The organism is Rhizobium sophoriradicis (genome assembly GCF_003939025.1).
GTDB lineage: Bacteria > Pseudomonadota > Alphaproteobacteria > Rhizobiales > Rhizobiaceae > Rhizobium > Rhizobium sophoriradicis.
Map to the genome: position 1 here is coordinate 282,318 of NZ_RQIH01000005.1, position 19,344 is coordinate 301,661.

The window sequence follows — 19,344 nt, forward strand, 5'->3', positions numbered from 1 at the left end:
AAAAACATGCAGGATTTTCTGTTGCGAGAGCGCCAAGGTGTGATTTCCGAGAGGCTGCGGCTGAACGGCCGCGTGCTGGCGGCGGAACTTGCGATCGAATTCGGCGTCTCCGAAGATACGGTGCGGCGCGACCTTCGCGAGATGGCGGCGGCGGGACTCTGCGAGCGGGTCTATGGCGGCGCCTTGCCGGTCGCGCCGGCATATGGAAGCCTGACCCAGCGCATCGGCCTTGCCGCCGACCGGAAGCAGGCACTGGCGCAGGCCGCGGCAAATCAGATCGCCGCCGGCTTGACGGTGTTCTTCGATGCCGGCAGCACCAATCTGGCGATTGCCAATGCCTTGCCGGCCGAACTCGAACTGACGGCTGCGACCAATGCGCCGGCAATCGCCGCAGTGCTGATCGACAAGCCCGCTGTCAACGTCATCCTGATCGGCGGCATGGTGGACCGGCAGACCGGCGGGGCGCTCGGCGCCAAGGCGCTACGGGATATGGAACAGATATCGCCGGATCTCTGCATTCTCGGCGCCTGCGGCGTCGATCTCGAGGCCGGCATCACAGCGTTCGGCTTCGAGGATGCGGAGTTCAAACGGTTTGCGACGTCGAAAAGCAGAAAAGTTCTGGTGGCCGTGACCTCGGAGAAATTCGGCACCGCTGCGCCCCACGGCATCCTGCCGATGGCACATTGCGAATGCCTGGTGGTCGAGCACGATGCCGACCCGGCCGTCCTTGCCGGCTATCGCGAGCGCGGCTGCAGGACCGTCATCGCCGAGCAAACGAACTGAACCGCTGTCATAGAGTTTAGAAAAACCGGGCTTGTTTAGACCGGCAATGAGGAAAGACCGAGAAATGGACAGTCATGTGAGTGCACCGCGGGGAGCCAGGAGCGGCTTCATCACCAGAAGCAGGGCGGCCGTTTCCCTGCTCTTTCTCATGAACGGCTTCGTCGTCGGCTGCTGGGCGCCGAAGATCCCGGATTTTGCCGAGCGTCTCGGGCTCTCCAAGTTCGAGCTCGGGCTTATGATCATCGTCTTCGGTGTCGGCTCGCTGGTCATGATGCCGATCGCCGGCGCGCAGATCGCCAAACTTGGTTCGCGTGTCGTCGTCCGGGCAACCGCCGTTTGCGTGCTGCCGCTGCTCCTGGCTTTGACGCTCGCCCCGAACGTGATCACCGCGGCTGTCTCGCTCTTCCTGTTCGGCGGCTTCATCGGCGCCATGGATGTGGCGATGAATGCCAACGCGGTCTCTGTCGAAAAATCCATGCGCCGCGCCATCATGTCCTCCTGCCACGCCTTCTGGAGCCTCGGTGGCTTGATCGGCTCCGGCCTCGGCGGCATCGTGATCGCCAAGCTCGGCATTCTCGGCCATGCCCAGCTGGCGACCGTGCTGGCGGCGATATTCGTAGCCGTCGCCTGGCCGATGATCCTTGCCGATCCGCCCCATCCCGATGCCAAGAAGGAGAAGACGCGGCTGCCGATGGTGCCGCTGCCGTGGCTGCTCGGCTTGATGGCGCTGTTCTCCATGGTGCCGGAAGGCGCGGTTCTGGATTGGGGCGCGCTCTATCTCCGGCAGGAAATGGATGCTTCTGTCGCCCTATCCGGTCTCGGTTTCGCAGCCTTTTCGGCGACCATGGCGACCATGCGCTTTGCCGGCGATCTGGTGCGCGATCGCCTCGGAGGCGTCAAAACGCTACGCATCTGCACGCTTTTTGCCATCGTCGGCATGTTGCTTGCTGGCCTTGCGCCGGATGCCGAGATCGCCATCCTGGGTTTTGCCCTTTGCGGCATCGGCATTTCCAACATGGTGCCGATCGCTTTCTCTGCGGCGGGCAATATTCCCGGCCTCAAACCCGGCATCGGCATCTCCGTCGTCACGACGATGGGTTATTCCGGCATGCTCGTCGCGCCGTCGCTGATCGGCTTCGTTGCTGAACATATCGGCTTTGCCGTGGTCTTTATGGCGCTGCCGGTGCTGCTGCTGTTCGTTCTCGCGTTTTCGAAGCTGGCCCATTATGCCGACGGAGTTTCCGGAGGCGGCCATTGAGCCGCCTCCAAACAAAAGTGATATAGGGGGCGGTTGACAAGAAAGCGGTCATGATCCACCTGAAAGGCACCATTTCTAAAGCGCGGCGCAATCTTTTCAGATTCGCTTGCCGCGCTTTAGATCTTTGTTTTACGCATGTCGTTATCGCAAAACCGCTGCGCACTTTTGCGCGACATGCTTAGGGGTGCAAGAGCTTTCAATGTTGTCAGCCGCCGATTTTGATCCGAAACCGCGCCGGGCTTCCGTTGCCGTCGATGTCGGCGGCGTCATCGTCGGCGGCGGCGCGCCGATCGTCGTGCAATCGATGACGAATACCGATACGGCCGATATCGATTCGACCGTCGCCCAGGTCGCGGCGCTCCACCGGGCAGGCTCGGAGCTGGTGCGCATCACCGTCGACCGCGACGAGAGTGCGGCCGCCGTGCCGAAGATCCGCGAGCGGCTGCTGCGGCTCGGCATGGACGTGCCGCTGATCGGCGACTTCCATTATATCGGTCACAAGCTGCTCGCCGATCATCCCGCCTGCGCCGAGGCACTGGCGAAATACCGCATCAATCCCGGCAATGTCGGCTTCAAGGACAAGAAGGACAAGCAGTTCGCCGAGATCATCGAGATGGCGATCCGCTACGATAAGCCGGTGCGCATCGGCGTCAACTGGGGCTCGCTCGATCAGGACCTGCTGACGGCGCTGATGGATGCGAATGCTGCAGCCGGTTCGCCGCTTTCGGCCCGGCAGGTGACGCGCGAGGCGATCGTCCAATCGGCGCTGCTTTCGGCAGCGCTTGCCGAGGAAATCGGCCTACCGCGCAACCGTATCATCCTCTCGGCCAAGGTCAGTCAGGTGCAGGATCTGATCGCCGTCAATTCCATGCTCGCCGAGCGCTCGAACCACGCGCTGCATCTCGGCCTCACCGAAGCCGGCATGGGCAGCAAGGGCATCGTCGCCTCGTCGGCCGCGATGGGCTTCGTGCTGCAGCATGGCATCGGCGATACGATCCGCGTGTCGCTGACCCCCGAGCCCAACGGCGACCGCACGCGCGAAGTCCAGGTGGCGCAGGAAATCCTGCAGGTCATGGGCTTCCGCCAGTTCGTGCCGGTCGTCGCTGCCTGTCCCGGCTGCGGGCGCACGACCTCGACGGTGTTCCAGGAACTGGCCCAGAACATCCAGAACGATATCCGCAAGAACATGCCGGTCTGGCGCGAGAAATATCCGGGCGTCGAGGCGCTGAATGTCGCCGTCATGGGCTGTATCGTCAACGGACCGGGTGAAAGCAAGCACGCCGATATCGGCATTTCGCTTCCCGGCACCGGCGAGACGCCGGCAGCACCCGTTTTCATCGACGGCAAGAAGGCGCTGACGCTGCGCGGCCCCAATATCGCCGCTGATTTCGAAGCACTTGTCGTCGATTATATCGAGAAGCGCTTCGGCCAACGGACGGCGGCGGAATGAAGACCGGCGAGTCTAGATGAGCCGGTACTGGTCGCCCATCGTCAGCAAGCTTCGGCCCTATGTCGCAGGCGAGCAGCCCCGTATTCCCGGCCTGATCAAGCTTAACACCAACGAGAATCCCTACGGTCCGTCTCCCAGAGCGATCGAGGCGATCGAGCAAGCGACGGACGATCGTCTTCGGCTCTATCCCGATCCCGCAGCCACGGAATTGCGCGAGGCGATCGCCGTCCGTTTCGGTCTGGGAGCAGATGAAGTCTTCGTCGGCAACGGCTCCGACGAGGTGCTCGCTCATAGCTTTCAGGCGCTGCTGAAACACGAGCTGCCGCTTCTCTATCCGGATGTCAGCTATCCATTCTATCCAGCCTATAGCCTGCTATACGACGTCGAAACGATCGAAGTGCCTGTCGACGACAGGTTCCGGATACGGCTGGCGGATTACGACAGGCCGTGCGGCGCGATCCTCATCCCCAATCCGAATGCGCCGACTGGCATCGGCCTGCCGCTTGCCGATATAGAGGCGCTTGTCGCCGCCCATCCGGATGCGGTCGTGGCGATCGACGAGGCCTATGTCGATTTCGGCGGAGAGAGCGCCGTCCCGCTCATTTCCAAATACCCCAATCTGCTGGTCATTCAGACTCTGTCGAAATCCCGCTCGCTTGCGGGTCTGCGCGTCGGTTTTGCGTTGGGGCAGCGGGAGCTGATCGAGGCGCTGGTGCGCGTCAAGGACAGCTTCAATTCCTATCCGCTCGATCGTCTGGCGCAGGTCGCCGCGACGGCGGCGATCAAGGACGAGGCGTGGTTCGAGACGTGCCGGAGCAAGCTTGTTGCCACCCGCCACGCTCTTGTCCGGGAACTCGAAGCACTGGATTTCCAAGTGCTGCCGTCTCAGGCGAATTTCGTTTTCGCAAGACACGCAAGCCGGCCGGGTGCCGCGCTTCAAGCCGCGCTGCGGGAGCGCGGTGTGCTCGTCCGGCATTTCGCCAAGCCGCGTATTTCGGAATTCCTGCGCATCAGCATCGGCACAGACGAGGAATGCGCCCGTCTGGTGTCCGCTCTCAAGGAAATATTGGCGGCCTGATCGGTCAGTTAGTTCTTCCGGTCGGCGATGAAATGCGCCGCGGCGATGAGGGTCGATGCGCGGGCGCTATAGGGAGCCAGCAGCGCCTCGGCGTCGGCGACATGCCGGCGGAGCTCGGTCTCTGCCCATTCCATGCCGTGCAGCGCCACGAGCGTTCCCTTGCCTCGGGCCGCATCCTTGCCGGTCGCCTTGCCCATGGTAGCGGCATCCGAGGTCAGGTCGAGAATGTCGTCGGCGAGCTGGAAGGCAAGGCCGATCTTTTCGCCGAAGGCGCGCAGGCGGCGGCGATCGTCCTGCGGGCTTCCCGCGATGATGGCGCCGGCCTCGCAGGCAAAGCGGATCAGCGCACCCGTTTTCATCGCCTGCAAGCGGATGATGCCGGCTTCGTCTTGAGCCTGTTTTTCCGCCGCCAGATCGAGCGCCTGGCCGCCGGCCATGCCGCCGAGACCGGCGGCGCGCGCAAGTGCCAGCACCAGCGATGCCTTGCTGGCATCGGGAAGCGCCGTTTCCGGTGCTGCGACAATGTCGAAGGCGTAGGTCAGCAGGCTATCGCCGGCGAGGATCGCGGTGGCTTCATCGAACTTGATGTGCACCGTCGGTTTGCCGCGGCGCATGTCGTCGTCGTCCATGGCCGGCAGATCGTCATGCACGAGGGAATAACAGTGCACGCATTCGAGCGCGGCGCCGATACGAAGGGCGGCCTTCGCATCACCGCCGAGAAGAGCGGCACTTTCGACGACCAGGAATGGACGCAGCCGCTTGCCGCCGTTCAGCACCGCATAGTGCATGGCGCTGCGCAGGGTCTCGGGCCTGGCGATTTCATCGGAAAGGGCGTTCGGCAACAGCAATGCGTCGAGCAGCGCCTCGATCTCGCGGGCGTTGTTCTTCAGCCTCGTCTCGAAAGTGTCCCGGTTCGCGTCCATCGGCGCTGTTTGGCATGGGGCAAGGGGGCTTGCAACGGAATTGTCGATGGCTACTGCAAGATTTCCCATGTGCTCTGGCATAAGCGCCTCACAGGCGTTATGAGAACGACAGGGAGCGAAGTGGACTGGGGACATTTTGGATATAGCGCCGGAGACAGAGGATATCGCCGACATGCCGGCCCGTCGGCGATGGTTCGAAAATCGGCCTGTGCTGAAGCGTATCGTTCTTGCCGTGCTGGCTCTGATCGTCCTTCCCTACGTCCTGATCTTTTTCTATCTGCTGCCCTTCATCCATCCGGTCTCGACCCTGATGCTGCGCGATCTCGTGCTGTTGCGCGGTTATGACCGCAGATGGGTGTCGCTGGACGAGATCTCTCCGGCCCTGGTGCAGTCGGTGATGATGTCCGAGGACGGGCAATATTGTTTTCACGGCGGCGTCGACTGGGCCGAGATGCGCATGCTGGTCGAGGATACGCTGAAAGGTCAGGCAACCCGCGGCGGCAGCACCATCCCGATGCAGACGGCCAAGAACCTCTTTCTCTGGAACAGCCGCTCCTTCGTGCGCAAAGCGATGGAGCTTCCGCTGGCCGTCTCCACGGATTTCGTTCTGTCGAAACGGCGGCTGATGGAAATCTATCTCAACATCGCAGAATGGGGTCCCGGTATCTACGGCGCCGAGGCGGCAGCCCAACATCATTTCAAGGTGCCGGCCTCGAAGCTGACGCGGCGGCAGGCATCGCTGCTTGCCGTCTCGCTCCCGAACCCGATCGACCGCAATGCCGGCAAGCCCGGACGAGGCCTTCGTCGGCTGGCCGGCGTGATCGAGAGGCGTGCGCAGGGTTCCGGCGATTACGTCAAATGCCTCTATGATTGAGATCATTGCGCTTAAGCCGGGAAAACCAAATCACATTTTTGCTGGAATGGCGGTAGAAGCCGCAAGCGTCATCTGACATTCTTGGTTCTGCCATATGGGCGGTGCAGTCCAATCGGAGTCCCTCAGTCGACCATGACGGCCACGACCTTTTCTCCCGAACTGCTCCTCTATTCGAAGACGCACAATCCGAGCCCGCCCGCTCACCTCGGCAGCCGTTATCGCAGGGTCGGCGGCTTTCTGCCCGAGGCCGGCAGTACCATCGTCTGTCATGTCGAGAAGGCGTCGCGGACGCAGACGGTGCTGATCGAAGCGCGCGAGAAATATCTGGCGATGCCCGAGGCCGAACAGTTCCTCTTCACGCCGATCTCCAGCCTTCACATGACGCTTTTCGAAGGTATCATCGAGACCAGACGCCGGCAGGATTACTGGCCGCGTGATCTCTCTCTCGATACGCCGATCGACGACATGACCGAGCTCCTGGCGGCACGGCTCGAAGGTTTTTCGATGGCCGAGCCCTTCAAGATCGCCGTCGTCGACGCTCAGCCGTCGGGACTGCTCGTCGATGGGGCAACCGAGCAGGACCGCAAGATCATGCGCGCCTGGCGCGACGCACTTGCCGATCTTCTCGGCTATCGCCAGCCGAACCACATGGACTACAAGTTCCATATTACCTTCGCCTATCCGATCGAACGGCTGGAGGACGAAGCCTTGCCGCGCTGGCAGGCAATGCTTGACGGCGTGGCAGAGGATATCCGCCGCGAGGCTGCTGTTTTCGAGATGACGCCGCCGGCATTCTGCGTGTTCGAGGACATGAACCATTTCCACGAACTGCTGATCTTCGAATTCGACACCTGAACGGGACAAGCCCATGGACAGACCGACGCTCTACATCGCTAACAAGAATTATTCCTCCTGGTCGTTCCGGGCCTGGTTAGCGCTGACCGGCACCGGTGTCGATTTCGAGGAAGTCTTGATCCCCTTCGACTATTCCGGCGGCAATCCCGACATCAAGGCCATCTCGCCGAGCGGCAATGTGCCGGTGCTGCAGCACGGCGCATTGAAGATCTGGGAATCGCTGGCGATCATCGAATATGCCGCCGAGCTTTATCCCGAAGCCGGTCTTCTGCCGAGGGATCGCGCTACGCGGGCGCTCGCCCGTTCGGTTTCGATGGAGATGCTGTCGGGCTTCCGGGCCCTGCGCGGCGCCTGCCCGATGAATATCCGCCGGCCGAGGGCCAGGATCGTCTTGCCGGATGGCGTCGACGCCGATATCCGCCGCATCGAGACGATCTGGCGCGACCTTCTGCAGAAATCCGGCGGACCCTTTCTCTTCGGTGCCTTCAGCGGAGCGGATGCGATGTTTGCGCCTGTCGTCAACCGGTTCGACATCTATGATCTCGTCGATCGGGACGAGACGCTTGCCTATATGACGACGATGAAGGCGCATCCGGCCTGGCGGAAATGGGAAGAGGCGGCCCGCGCCGAGCGTTGGATCGTGGCGGAAGACGAAGTCTGAGCGAGGAATCATCGCCTCGCAAAAAATATTGATGGGGACTGGTCAAGGCCGCCCCTTGCATGTATAAGCGCGCAAAATTTCCGAAATCGCGACATGTCCGTTTCGGCCGCCAGTCTGGCCGTGGGAATGTTTTGCCCGCAAGTGGAGTAAGAGAAATGGCTGTACCGAAGAGAAAAACGAGCCCGTCCAAGCGCGGCATGCGCCGTTCGGCTGATGCGCTGAAGGCTCCGACCTATGTCGAAGACAAGAATTCCGGCGAACTGCGCCGCCCGCATCACATTGACCTGAAGACTGGCATGTATCGCGGCCGCCAGGTTCTGACGCCGAAGGAAAGCGCATAATTTCTCGATCCGGCTTGTCCGATCGAAGGTTTTCAAGGCCGGCGTCATGCCGGCCTTTTGTATTTCTCCGCAGCAGGGTTATCGGCAAATATAATAGTTGCAGCGGCTTGAAGTGGGACGGCGGTTTAGCGCAGTATTCTCCTGGCGCCAGGAGATTTGCCGATGATAGCCGCAATGCCGCTGATGATTATCCCGTTTATTCTTTACAATCTGGCGATGCTCGGCCTGATGGGCGATGGCGGCATTGCAGTGCTGAAGCACGATATCATTGTGCTGTCGATGCTCTCGGGCGCGATCTGGAGCATGGCGCTCGGCGATCTCTTCATCGTCATAGCGCTCATCGTTCTCTTCTTCGAAATCCTGAAGGCAACCAGAACCGGCCCCGGCAACCTCATCAACCACATATTGTCGATGCTGGTGTTCATCGCCTTCCTGGTCGAGTTTCTGCTCGTCCAGGACGCTGCGACACAGGTATTCTTCATTCTGATGACGATCGCTCTGATCGATGTGATCGGCGGGTTTGCCGTTTCGATCCGAAGCGCCGGGCGGGATGTCTCGATCGGCCTATAGGTTATCGAGCTTGTTCTGAAGGGCGCGGAGCTGTTCCTTCAGCTCGTCGATATCCTTGGCCTCGGCTTTGCGGCTTTCCTTGGCCGCCGGCGGCGTCATGAACGGCGAGAACATCTGCATGGCCTGCTGAAACAGCTCGGTATTGCGGCGAACCTGGTCCTCGACCATCTGCATTGGCAATTGCAGGTTCTTGCCGAGCGGCGTTTCGCCGAAGGCGCGGTTCACCTGCTCGCGCATCTGCGCCTGCTGTTCGGCAAAGGCGCGCATCGAATGTTCGAGAAAGCTCGGAACGACCATCTGCATCTGGTCGCCGTAATAGGTGATGAGCTGACGCAGGAAGGAGATCGGGAGCAGTGTGTTGCCGGTCTTCGATTCCTGTTCGAAGATGATCTGGGTCAGCACCGAATGGGTGATATCATCCCCGCTTTTTGCATCCTGGACGATAAAATCATCGCCCTTCTTCACCATCTCCGCCAAATCTTCCAGCGTCACATAGGTGCTGGTGCCTGTATTGTACAGGCGGCGATTGGCGTATTTCTTGATGACTATCTGACCCTCATTCTTCGCCATATCAGTCTCCTGAACCCCCGTCTGATTTATGGATGTTCCTCCACTTCAGACTGTAAACGCAAAAGAAGGCCGGTGACAATCTCTTTGTGCGATGCGGCAAACCTTTAACAGATCATACGAATTGGCTTTACGGGCCCGCCCGCCGAAAAATGACGGCGGCCGGTCTTCGCGTTTGACTTGTGCTCAAAGCTTTGCCAGTTTCCCCTTATGTTAGTGGGACGAAAAACGAGGAGCCTCCCCATGAGCAATTCATCCATCGTCATCGCCAGCGCAGGCCGGACCGCCGTCGGTTCGTTCAACGGCGCTTACGCAACGGTCCCCGCGCACGAACTCGGCGCGGCGGTCATCAAGGGCGCGCTCGCACGCGCCGGCGTCGATGCCGGCGAAGTCGATGAGGTGATCCTCGGCCAGGTGCTGGCCGCGGGTGAAGGCCAGAACCCGGCCCGCCAGGCGGCGATCAAGGCCGGTATTCCGAAGGAAGCGACGGCTTGGGGCGTCAACCAACTGTGCGGCTCGGGCCTGCGCGCCGTCGCGCTCGGCATGCAGCAGATTGCCACCGGCGATGCCAAGATCATCGTTGCCGGCGGTCAGGAATCCATGTCGATGGCGCCGCATGCCGTGCATTTGCGCGGCGGCGTCAAGATGGGCGACACGAAGATGGTCGACACAATGATCAAGGACGGCCTGACCGATGCCTTCCATGGTTATCACATGGGCATCACGGCCGAGAATATTGCGCGTCAATGGCAGCTTTCGCGTGACGAACAGGATCAGTTCGCCGTCGCTTCGCAGAACAAGGCGGAGGCCGCCCAGAAAGCCGGCCGCTTTGCCGACGAGATCATCCCCTATGTCATCCAGACGCGTAAGGGCGACGTTACCGTCGATGCCGACGAATATATCCGCCACGGCGCGACGCTGGAGGCGATGGGCAAGCTGCGGCCGGCCTTCGACAAGGACGGCACGGTGACCGCTGCGAATGCCTCCGGCCTCAATGACGGCGCTGCCGCAGCGGTGTTGATGAGCGAAGCGGAAGCGGTCCGCCGCGGCATCCAGCCGCTCGCCCGCATCGTTTCCTGGGCAACGGCGGGCGTCGATCCTTCAATCATGGGCACCGGCCCGATCCCGGCGTCCCGCAAGGCGCTGGAAAAGGCCGGCTGGTCGGTCGGCGATCTCGATCTCGTCGAAGCCAACGAGGCTTTCGCGGCACAAGCCTGCGCCGTCACCAAGGATCTGGGTTGGGATCCTGCCATCGTCAACGTCAATGGCGGGGCGATTGCCATCGGCCATCCGATCGGCGCTTCCGGCGCGCGCGTTCTCAACACGCTGCTGTTCGAAATGAAGCGCCGCGGCGCCAAGAAGGGCCTGGCTACGCTTTGCATCGGCGGCGGCATGGGTGTCGCCATGTGCTTCGAGGCATTTTAATAGCACACCATACGATCGTCATTGATTGAAACCCCGCCCCGCGCGGGCGAAAACACAAGGGGAGCGGAACATGAGCAGAGTGGCTCTGGTCACCGGAGGTACACGCGGCATCGGCGCAGCCATATCCATGGCGCTGAAAAACGCCGGCTACAGGGTTGCGGCGACTTATGCCGGCAATGAGGAGAAGGCCAGAGCCTTCCACGAGGTCACCGGCGTCGCCGTATTCAAGTGGGACGTTTCGGACTATGCTGCCTGCGGTGAAGGGATCGCTACGGTTGAAAGCGAGATCGGCCCGGTCGAGATTCTCGTCAACAATGCCGGCATCACCCGCGATGCAATGTTCCACAAGATGACGCCGCAGCAGTGGCACGAGGTGATCAATACCAATCTCACCGGCCTGTTCAACATGACGCATCAGGTCTGGACCGGAATGCGCGACCGCAGCTTCGGGCGCATCGTCAATATCTCCTCGATCAACGGCCAGAAGGGCCAGATGGGCCAGGCGAACTATTCGGCCGCCAAGGCCGGCGATCTTGGCTTCACCAAGGCGCTTGCCCAGGAAGGGGCAGCGAAAAACATCACAGTCAACGCCATCTGCCCCGGTTACATCGGAACGGAAATGGTGCTTGCCGTGCCGGAGAAAGTGCTGAACGAGCGCATCATTCCCCAGATACCCGTCGGTCGTCTCGGCGAGCCGGAAGAGATCGCGCGTTGCGTCACCTTCCTCGTCTCCGATGATGCCGGCTTCATCACCGGTTCGACGCTGACGGCCAATGGCGGGCAGTTCTTCGTCTAGCTCATTCTCCGAGATCGGAATCGATTTCGAAATGATCACGTGGATTGAAAAAGGAGCGCATCCGGCTGGATGCGCTCCTTTTCTGTCCGCATGCCACTGTTGGCGCTGACGGCTGCGGCCGGCAAAGAAAAACGGGCGCCGAAGCGCCCGTTGGGAAGTCCGATATGAGTTTCCCGGTCAGTAGCGGCAACGGGCCTCGTAGCGGCGGCCGTAGCGGTCGCGATAGATGCAGTAGCCGCGGCGTTCGACCGACTGGCCGATCAGGGCGCCGGTCAGGCCGCCTGCAACGGCGCCGACAGCGGCACCACCCCAGCTGTTGGTAACGGCGCCGCCGATGACCGCGCCGGTGCCGGCGCCGATCGCCGTGCCCTGCTCGGTCGCCGTGCAGGATGCGAGAGCGCCTACGAGCGCGCCAATAAGAACAATCTTCTTCATCATGTCGTAACTCCCCAGGTTGTCGGGCTTTAGATGCGGCCCATTAGTACAAGGATAATGATAATGACGAGAACTAGCCCCAAACCGCCGGCAGGTCCATAGCCCCAGCCACGGCTATAACCCCAATTCGGCAAGGCTCCGATCAAGAGCAGAATGAGGATAACCAGAAGTATCGTGCCAAGCATGGTGTGTTTCCTTCATTTCATCCGCAATCTGAATGGACAAGAAACACGCATTGGCGATTTTTGTTCCCGGTTGCGCCCGCGAATTGTGATGCGTCCCGATTCATGGTTTGCGATCCGTCTTCCCTGCCAAATTGTTGGTATGGTTAAAAAGTCGTTTGCATACAATATGTTGCGGTGAACAAATCGAGAAGCTCGCAATGTCGCCGATTCGTCGGTGATTCGTTCCGTTTTCGATCGACCCGATCGCGGCAAGCGGTTCCGGCTTAACGCTGTGTAAATTTCGTCGTCGAAAGGTTAACGCCTGTCCGGAACGGTCGGACATGAGGATCTGTCGCTTGCCTAATCTAGCGACGGGTGACGGCGGCGCTACCGGATCTTGCCGTGAACGAAAGGTGAAAGCGGTCCGGTCGGCGATTCGTCTCCGATTCGTTCCGGATTTGGTCGAGAAATTAATTGGGGTGGAATTTCGCGCGGCAAAAAGCGGGGCGGCAGATCGCCGGAAGGCGAAACAAATGCGAACAGGGCAGAGTCTCGTGATTCAGCATTTAGTGGGAAAAAGTGATTCAAAATCAATACTTAGCCGTGAACAAAAGCTGAATCAGCGGGAGTCAGCGATTCGTCGCTGATTCGTTCTCAGGCTGTTCCGAATCGGAAATGCAGGCGTTCCCGATGACTCGCAAAGGTCGTAATCGCCGAAGCATTTTAAAATCTGCCCTTGCGTTTGCGGCGACAGCTGTCCATGTGTTCTGTGCCTCCGTCGAGAGGTGACAGTTTTCCTGGGGCCGCCTGCCTCATTTGCATGGAATATGACTCTGACTTCGCAGCCGATGATTCTGAGCGGGCGCGGTGTGACCGCGATGCTCGGACCAACCAATACCGGCAAGACCCACTATGCCATCGAGCGCATGGTCGCACACGGGACCGGCGTGATCGGCCTGCCGCTGCGGCTGCTGGCGCGCGAGGTCTATACGCGGGTGGTGGAGAAGGTCGGTGTGCAGAACGTGGCGCTGGTCACCGGTGAGGAAAAGATTTCGCCGGCCAATGCACGTTTTTCGGTCTGTACCGTCGAAGCGATGCCGCGCGACACCAAGGCCGCCTTCGTCGCAATCGACGAGGTGCAGCTCGCCGGCGATCTCGAGCGCGGCCATATCTTCACCGACCGTATCCTGCACCTTCGCGGCCGCGAGGAAACGCTGCTGCTCGGCGCGGCAACGATGCGGCCGATCCTGCAGCAGCTGCTGCCCGGTATCACCATCGTCGAGCGGCCGCGGCTTTCGCATCTTTTCTATGCCGGGCAGAAGAAGATTACCCGGCTGCCGCAGCGCTCCGCCATCGTCGCTTTTTCGGCCGACGAGGTCTATGCCATCGCCGAGCTCATCCGCCGGCAGCGTGGCGGCGCGGCGGTCGTGCTGGGCGCGCTCAGCCCGCGCACTCGCAATGCGCAGGTCGCGCTTTATCAGGCGGGCGACGTCGAATATCTGGTGGCGACCGACGCAATCGGCATGGGCCTCAATCTCGATGTCGATCACGTCGCTTTCGCCCAGGACAGAAAATTCGACGGCTACCAGTTCCGCAACCTCAATCCGGGTGAACTCGGCCAGATCGCCGGCCGCGCCGGGCGGCACGTGCGCGACGGCACCTTCGGCGTCACCGGCCAGGTCTCGCCCTTCGACGAGGAGCTGGTCCAGCGCATCGAAGGCCATGAATTCGACAATGTCAAAGTCCTGCAGTGGCGCACGACCGAGATGGACTTCTCCTCGATCCAGTCGCTGCGCGCCAGCCTCGAAGCGGGGCCGCGCGTCGCCGGACTGACGCGGGCGCTGCCCGCGGTCGACCAGCAGGCGCTGGAGCAGCTGTCGCGCTATCCCGAAGTCATCGATCTCGCCGACCGGCCGGGCCGCGTCGAAAAACTCTGGGAGGCTTGCGCACTTCCCGACTACAGGCGTATCACTCCGGCACAACATGCCGATCTGATCGCGACCCTCTTTTCCGATCTCGTCCGCTATGGCACGGTGAATGAGCAATTCCTTGCGGAGCAGGTTCATCGCTCCGATCGGACAGATGGGGAAATTGACACGCTTTCGGCGCGAATCGCGCAGATAAGAACCTGGACCTATGTGTCGAATCGGCCCGGCTGGCTGACCGATCCGACACATTGGCAGGAAAAGACGCGGGAAATCGAAGATCGATTGTCCGATGCGTTACATGAAAGGTTGACGAAACGCTTTGTTGATCGCAGGACATCTGTGCTCATGAAGCGCCTGAGAGAGAATGCGATGCTGGAAGCTGAAATCAGTGTGAATGGCGATGTCTTCGTTGAAGGACATCATGTAGGGCAGTTGAGCGGATTCCGTTTCACGCCGGTGGCGGGAACGGACGGACCGGATGCCAAGGCGGTTCAGGCTGCGTCGCAAAAAGCGCTCGCGCTCGAATTCGAAGCCAGAGCGGCGCGGATGCATGCCGCCGGCAACAGTGATCTGGCGATAGGCTCGGACGGGTTGATCCGCTGGCTCGGTGATCCGGTGGCACGGCTTTCGGGCAGCGATCACGTCATGCGCCCGCGGGTGATCCTGCTGGCCGACGAGCAGTTGACGGGCAATGCCCGCGATCACGTCGCCGCCCGCATCGAGCGCTTCGTCAATCATCATATCAGCACGGTGCTGAAACCGCTCGACGATCTGTCGCGCGCCGAGGATCTGCAGGGTCTGGCCAAGGGGCTTGCCTTCCAGCTCGTTGAAAATCTCGGCGTGCTCTTCCGTCGTGACGTGACCGAGGAGGTGAAGTCGCTGGATCAGGAGGCCCGCGCCTCCATGCGCCGCTACGGCGTGCGTTTCGGCGCCTATCACATCTTCGTCCCGGCACTTCTGAAGCCGGCCCCGGCCGAACTGATCACGCTGCTCTGGGCGTTGAAGAACGACGGTTTGGACAAGCCGGGTTACGGTGACCTCATTCCCGTGTTGGCCGCCGGCCGTACTTCCGTCGTGACCGATCCGAGCTATGAGCGGATGTTCTACAAGCTCGCCGGTTTCCGCTTCCTCGGCAAGCGTGCGGTGCGCATCGACATTCTTGAGCGGCTTGCCGATATCATCCGTCCGCTGCTGCAATGGAAGCCGGGTCAGAACAATCGTCCGGAGGGCGCCTATGACGGCCGCCGCTTCACGACGACGACGGCGATGCTGTCAATCCTCGGCGCGACGCTCGAGGACATGGAAGAAATCCTCAAGGGTCTCGGCTATCGCGCCGATGCCGTGAAGGCGGAAGAGGCGTCGGCTCATCTTGCCGCGCAGGACGCCGCTTCGGCGCCCGCAGCCTCCGTGGAGGCATCTGCGGAAGAAACGGTGGAAAAGGCTGATCACGACGACGCCGACGCGGCGCCAGACGAGGCTGTTTCCGAGCCATCCCCAGCCGAGTCGGCCGCAACCGACGCCCCCGCGGCAGAGGCACTTCAAAGCAACCCCGCGAACGAAGCCTCGGCAGAGGTTCCGGCCGCCGGGGAAACAGCCGCTGATTCCGGGGAGACCGGCGAACCGGCGGAACCGAAGCCGGTTCTTCTGTGGCGCCTCGGTGGCCGCAACGATAATCATCGCCAGGCGCGTGGCGGCCATGGCGAACGCCGCGGTGGCCAGGGCCACGATCGAGGCCAGAACCAGGATCGCGGCGAGCGCAATCGCCGCCCCGGCGGCGAAGGCGGCGAGGGCAATCGCGGCGGCGACGGACGCGACAACAACCGCAACAACCGTGGCAAGGACGGCGGTCGCGATGGCCGGCCGCAGCAGGCCAGGGGCGGCGAGCGCAAGGACCAGCCGCGCGGCGACCGGCAGGACCGTGGTGATCGCAAGGATCGCGGCGAACGCAATGACCGGAACGATCGCAACAACAATCGCGGCGCACAGCCGCTGCGCTTCGAGGCCAAGCCGCCACGCAAGGAGAAGCCGATCGATCCGGATTCGCCCTTCGCCAAGCTCGCCGCTCTCAAGGAACAGATGAAGAAGTAGTCATGGGCGGGGAGACACAGCCGGTAAGCGGTTCGCGCCAGCGCATCGACAAGTGGCTGTTCTTCACGCGCATGGTGAAGTCGCGTTCGCTGGCGCAGAGCCATGTCCAGTCGGGGCACGTGCGCATCAACGGCGAGCGCTGCAGCCAGCCGAGTCAGATGGTCAAGCCGGGCGACCGCATTGAGTTGACGCTGGAACGGCGTGACGTCGTGCTGATCGTGCGTCTCGCCGGCGAGCGGCGGGGCCCCTACGAGGAGGCCCGCCTGCTCTATGATGACCAATCGCCGCCGCCGGATGAGACAAAACGCCTCACCCCCTACGAGCAGGCGATCCGGGCGACCGGGACCGGCCGTCCGACCAAAAAGGAAAGACGCGCGATCGACAGGCTGATGTCGGACGAGGATTAGAAAACTCTGTCTGCGGCGGCGGCTTTTGCAGATCGTTTATCCTTGAATTCCGGCGATAAAGCCGATACGTCACTGACAACCTGCCGGAAGCGTGCTTGCCTCCCAAGCCTGTCCACGCTTCGTCCGGCACGGGGATAGGCGCGACGTTCCAGGTTGCCCGGCCCCATCCGCATGGAAATCCTGGAGTTCTTCATGACCTATGTCGTGACCGACAATTGCATCAAGTGCAAATACACCGACTGCGTGGAAGTCTGCCCCGTCGACTGCTTCTATGAAGGCGAGAATTTCCTCGTCATCCATCCCGACGAATGCATCGATTGCGGCGTCTGCGAGCCCGAATGTCCCGCCGAGGCGATCAAGCCGGATACCGAGCCGGGCCTCGACAAGTGGCTGAAGATCAACACCGAATATGCCACCATCTGGCCGAATATCACGGTCAAGAAGGACCCGCTGCCGGAGGCCAAGGAGATGGATGGCCAGACCGGAAAGTTCGAGAAATATTTCTCCGAAAAACCCGGTTCCGGCGATTAACACGGCTGCCCGCCTCGACCGCCGGATTCGGGCGTTTACGCGATGAAACGTTTTAAATCCTGCGTGTCTGATATGGGTGATGTGTGTTGCCCGCATGACTCAGGCGAAGCAAATTATTGATTTCCTCATATTTTTATGATAGGTTTCGCCTACTGTTCCATTTGTGGCATAACGCATGCCCAAAACCATCACGAAAGCAAAACCAATCCGTACGCGGTTTCCGTGACATATCAACGCTTTGAGCGCCGGATCCCAAGATCGCGCGCAAGAAGTCTTTGCTTTTGCCTGATGGGACCAGAGTGAAGTCACCCGACGGATACGACCGTCTCACCCGGGCCTGACTGACCCGGCTCCGGCCGCCGCCGGAAGCGTAACAGGGAGTTTTTGAATAGAATGACGACTCAGCAGAAAAAGCCTTCTACAGCACGTCACGGCTTCAAGACCGGTGAATCGATCGTCTACCCCGCACATGGCGTCGGTACCATCACCGCTATCGAAGAGCAAGAAGTTGCCGGCATGAAGCTCGAACTTTTCGTTATCGATTTCGAGAAGGACAAGATGCGCCTGAAGGTTCCGGTCGCGAAGGCGATGAGCATTGGCATGCGTAAGCTTTCGGAAACGGATTTCGTCGATCGTGCATTGAAGGTTGTGCAGGGCAAGGCGCGCGTCAAGCGCACCATGTGGTCCCGGCGTGCGCAGGAATATGATGCCAAGATCAATTCCGGCGATCTGATTTCCATCGCTGAAGTCGTGCGTGATCTTTATCGTGCGGAAAACCAGCCTGAGCAGTCCTATTCCGAGCGCCAGCTCTACGAGGCTGCGCTCGACCGCATGGCGCGCGAAATCGCCGCCGTCAACAAGATGTCGGAAACCGAGGCCGTCCGCCTTGTCGAGACCAACCTCAACAAGGGCCCGAAGCGCGGCAAGGCCATCGAAGAAGACGATTCGCAGGACGAAGCCGCATAAGGCGACCTTGTTTTCTTTATCAAAAAACCCGGCCTTCGTGCCGGGTTTTTTTATTGGAACTTTTTCCAGACTGCCGCGTTTATCAAACGTAATTGCGGACTGCTCGTCGAGCGTGGCTCGTCGGGCGAACTGCCATTCCGTCAAATGTTCGGTGAGGAGCGGATCATGCCTTTTCAATATTGCCCGTTCGGCAACATGAAAAAACAGGTCCAACCCAGCCGTCTTAGCGGCCCATGATGAAAATTAGGGCCTCCCCCTGAAAAGTCCAGGGGTGAGGCCTTCATGCATTCGGAACCCCATTCAGTCGGGACAGCGATGTTCCGGAAGGTGAGTTGTTTTGTTCATTTTGAGGGCGAAGGCCTGTTTCGGGAGATCGAAATGAAGAACATGTCTGCAGATCGGCGCATGATCAAAATCGCGATGGCTGCCCCCTATCTCGCCCGCCAGGAAGAGCACGATCTCGCCACCCGCTGGAAGGATCATGACGATCGCGGGGCGCGCAACCAGATCGCGATGGCGCATATGCGCCTAGTGATCTCCATGGCCGGCAAATTCCGCAATTTCGGTCTGCCGATGAGCGACCTCGTACAGGAGGGCTATGTCGGCTTGCTGGAGGCGGCCGCGCGTTTCGAACCGGAACGCGATGTGCGCTTCTCGACCTATGCGAGCTGGTGGATCCGGGCGTCGATCCAAGATTATATCCTGCGCAACTGGTCGATCGTGCGCGGCGGCACGAGTTCAGCGCAGAAGGCGCTGTTCTTCAATCTGCGTCGCCTGCGCGCCAAACTCGCCAAGGGCGACACACAACTGACGCTCCAATCCATCCATCAGGAAATTGCCGCGGCGCTGGGCGTCAGCCTTGCCGACGTTCAGACTATGGATGCCAGGCTTTCCGGCAACGACGCTTCGCTGCAGGCGCCTTCCGTCTCCGGCGATGCTGAGAGCGCGGAAAAGATGGATTTTCTCGTCAGCGACGATCCGCTGCCCGACGAACAGGTTTCCAACATGATCGACGGCGAGCGCCGCCGCGTCTGGCTCGCCTCGGCGTTGAAACATCTCAACGAACGCGAAATGAAGATCATCAGCGCCCGGCGTCTGGCCGAAGACGGCGCCACGCTCGAAGAGCTCGGTGCCGATCTCGGCATTTCCAAGGAGCGTGTGCGCCAGATCGAAAGCCGGGCGATGGAAAAACTTCGTACCGCGCTGGTGAGCGCCGACCCGCATATGGCGGCCTACGCATAGAC

General features: G+C 60.9%; 20 protein-coding genes. 16 read left to right on the top strand and 4 right to left on the bottom strand.

Going from position 1 to position 19,344, the window contains the following annotated elements; genetic code table 11:
- Positions 1-6: 6 nt before the first annotated feature.
- The 4 genes from EFR00_RS10400 (at position 7) to hisC (ending at position 4,569) form a co-directional block, all read left to right on the top strand.
- Positions 7-783 carry a DeoR/GlpR family DNA-binding transcription regulator gene (locus EFR00_RS10400; RefSeq protein WP_077992301.1) on the top strand — a complete coding sequence of 259 codons (777 nt, stop codon included), beginning with the start codon at positions 7-9 and terminating at the stop codon, positions 781-783.
- Positions 784-847: 64 nt separating this feature from the next.
- Entirely contained in the window at positions 848-2,041 is a 1,194-nt protein-coding gene (locus EFR00_RS10405; RefSeq protein ID WP_077992304.1) for an MFS transporter, read from the top strand.
- A gap of 199 nt (positions 2,042-2,240) precedes the next feature.
- Complete coding sequence (gene ispG / locus EFR00_RS10410; RefSeq protein WP_077992307.1) at positions 2,241-3,491, top strand: flavodoxin-dependent (E)-4-hydroxy-3-methylbut-2-enyl-diphosphate synthase; 1,251 nt, start codon at positions 2,241-2,243, stop codon at positions 3,489-3,491.
- 16 nt (positions 3,492-3,507) lie between these two features.
- Positions 3,508-4,569 carry a histidinol-phosphate transaminase gene (hisC, locus tag EFR00_RS10415; RefSeq protein WP_077992309.1) on the top strand — a complete coding sequence of 354 codons (1,062 nt, stop codon included), beginning with the start codon at positions 3,508-3,510 and terminating at the stop codon, positions 4,567-4,569.
- An 8-nt stretch (positions 4,570-4,577) separates the two neighbouring features.
- Here hisC and EFR00_RS10420 read toward each other — a convergent pair whose 3' ends face one another.
- Positions 4,578-5,492 carry a polyprenyl synthetase family protein gene (locus tag EFR00_RS10420; protein WP_009995966.1) on the bottom strand — a complete coding sequence of 305 codons (915 nt, stop codon included), beginning with the start codon at positions 5,490-5,492 and terminating at the stop codon, positions 4,578-4,580.
- Between the two features lie 136 nt (positions 5,493-5,628).
- Between EFR00_RS10420 and mtgA the strand changes: the two genes are divergently transcribed.
- From mtgA to EFR00_RS10445, 5 genes are all read left to right on the top strand, one after another.
- Positions 5,629-6,366, top strand: a complete 738-nt coding sequence (mtgA, locus tag EFR00_RS10425; RefSeq protein ID WP_038691942.1) for a monofunctional biosynthetic peptidoglycan transglycosylase — start codon at positions 5,629-5,631, stop codon at positions 6,364-6,366.
- 132 nt (positions 6,367-6,498) lie between these two features.
- Entirely contained in the window at positions 6,499-7,221 is a 723-nt protein-coding gene (locus EFR00_RS10430; RefSeq protein WP_009995962.1) for a DUF1868 domain-containing protein, read from the top strand.
- Between the two features lie 13 nt (positions 7,222-7,234).
- Entirely contained in the window at positions 7,235-7,882 is a 648-nt protein-coding gene (locus tag EFR00_RS10435) for a glutathione S-transferase family protein (protein WP_077992312.1), read from the top strand.
- 155 nt (positions 7,883-8,037) lie between these two features.
- Positions 8,038-8,223, top strand: a complete 186-nt coding sequence (rpmF, locus tag EFR00_RS10440; protein WP_003543812.1) for a 50S ribosomal protein L32 — start codon at positions 8,038-8,040, stop codon at positions 8,221-8,223.
- A 162-nt stretch (positions 8,224-8,385) separates the two neighbouring features.
- Positions 8,386-8,793, top strand: a complete 408-nt coding sequence (locus tag EFR00_RS10445; RefSeq protein ID WP_009993947.1) for a hypothetical protein — start codon at positions 8,386-8,388, stop codon at positions 8,791-8,793.
- Here EFR00_RS10445 and phaR read toward each other — a convergent pair.
- Positions 8,788-9,363, bottom strand: coding sequence for a polyhydroxyalkanoate synthesis repressor PhaR (phaR, locus tag EFR00_RS10450; protein ID WP_009993948.1), 576 nt, complete (start codon positions 9,361-9,363; stop codon positions 8,788-8,790). The two genes, EFR00_RS10445 and phaR, sit on opposite strands and share 6 nt — an antisense overlap.
- Before the next feature lie 240 nt (positions 9,364-9,603).
- Between phaR and EFR00_RS10455 the strand changes: the two genes are divergently transcribed.
- Both EFR00_RS10455 and phbB read left to right on the top strand, forming a co-directional pair.
- Positions 9,604-10,785 carry an acetyl-CoA C-acetyltransferase gene (locus EFR00_RS10455; protein ID WP_077992314.1) on the top strand — a complete coding sequence of 394 codons (1,182 nt, stop codon included), beginning with the start codon at positions 9,604-9,606 and terminating at the stop codon, positions 10,783-10,785.
- A 70-nt stretch (positions 10,786-10,855) separates the two neighbouring features.
- Positions 10,856-11,581 carry a beta-ketoacyl-ACP reductase gene (gene phbB / locus EFR00_RS10460; RefSeq protein ID WP_009991898.1) on the top strand — a complete coding sequence of 242 codons (726 nt, stop codon included), beginning with the start codon at positions 10,856-10,858 and terminating at the stop codon, positions 11,579-11,581.
- Positions 11,582-11,758: 177 nt separating this feature from the next.
- Here phbB and EFR00_RS10465 read toward each other — a convergent pair whose 3' ends face one another.
- Positions 11,759-12,019, bottom strand: coding sequence for a YMGG-like glycine zipper-containing protein (locus EFR00_RS10465; RefSeq protein ID WP_009991900.1), 261 nt, complete (start codon positions 12,017-12,019; stop codon positions 11,759-11,761).
- A 26-nt stretch (positions 12,020-12,045) separates the two neighbouring features.
- The gene (locus tag EFR00_RS10470; RefSeq protein WP_009991901.1) at positions 12,046-12,201 is read right to left on the bottom strand and encodes a DUF3309 family protein; all 156 of its coding nucleotides are present in this window, start codon (positions 12,199-12,201) and stop codon (positions 12,046-12,048) included.
- An 806-nt stretch (positions 12,202-13,007) separates the two neighbouring features.
- On the opposite strand from EFR00_RS10470, the gene EFR00_RS10475 reads away from it, so the two are divergent.
- From EFR00_RS10475 to EFR00_RS10495, 5 genes are all read left to right on the top strand, one after another.
- Positions 13,008-16,196, top strand: coding sequence for a helicase-related protein (locus EFR00_RS10475; protein ID WP_077992316.1), 3,189 nt, complete (start codon positions 13,008-13,010; stop codon positions 16,194-16,196).
- A 2-nt stretch (positions 16,197-16,198) separates the two neighbouring features.
- Positions 16,199-16,603, top strand: a complete 405-nt coding sequence (locus tag EFR00_RS10480) for an RNA-binding S4 domain-containing protein (protein WP_039622800.1) — start codon at positions 16,199-16,201, stop codon at positions 16,601-16,603.
- Positions 16,604-16,795: 192 nt separating this feature from the next.
- The gene (fdxA, locus tag EFR00_RS10485; protein ID WP_038692796.1) at positions 16,796-17,134 is read left to right on the top strand and encodes a ferredoxin FdxA; all 339 of its coding nucleotides are present in this window, start codon (positions 16,796-16,798) and stop codon (positions 17,132-17,134) included.
- A gap of 393 nt (positions 17,135-17,527) precedes the next feature.
- A complete protein-coding gene (locus EFR00_RS10490; RefSeq protein ID WP_011427211.1) occupies positions 17,528-18,100 on the top strand; it encodes a CarD family transcriptional regulator in 573 nt (190 codons plus the stop codon).
- Between the two features lie 378 nt (positions 18,101-18,478).
- A complete protein-coding gene (locus EFR00_RS10495) occupies positions 18,479-19,342 on the top strand; it encodes an RNA polymerase factor sigma-32 (protein WP_038692797.1) in 864 nt (287 codons plus the stop codon).
- Positions 19,343-19,344 lie beyond the last annotated feature (2 nt).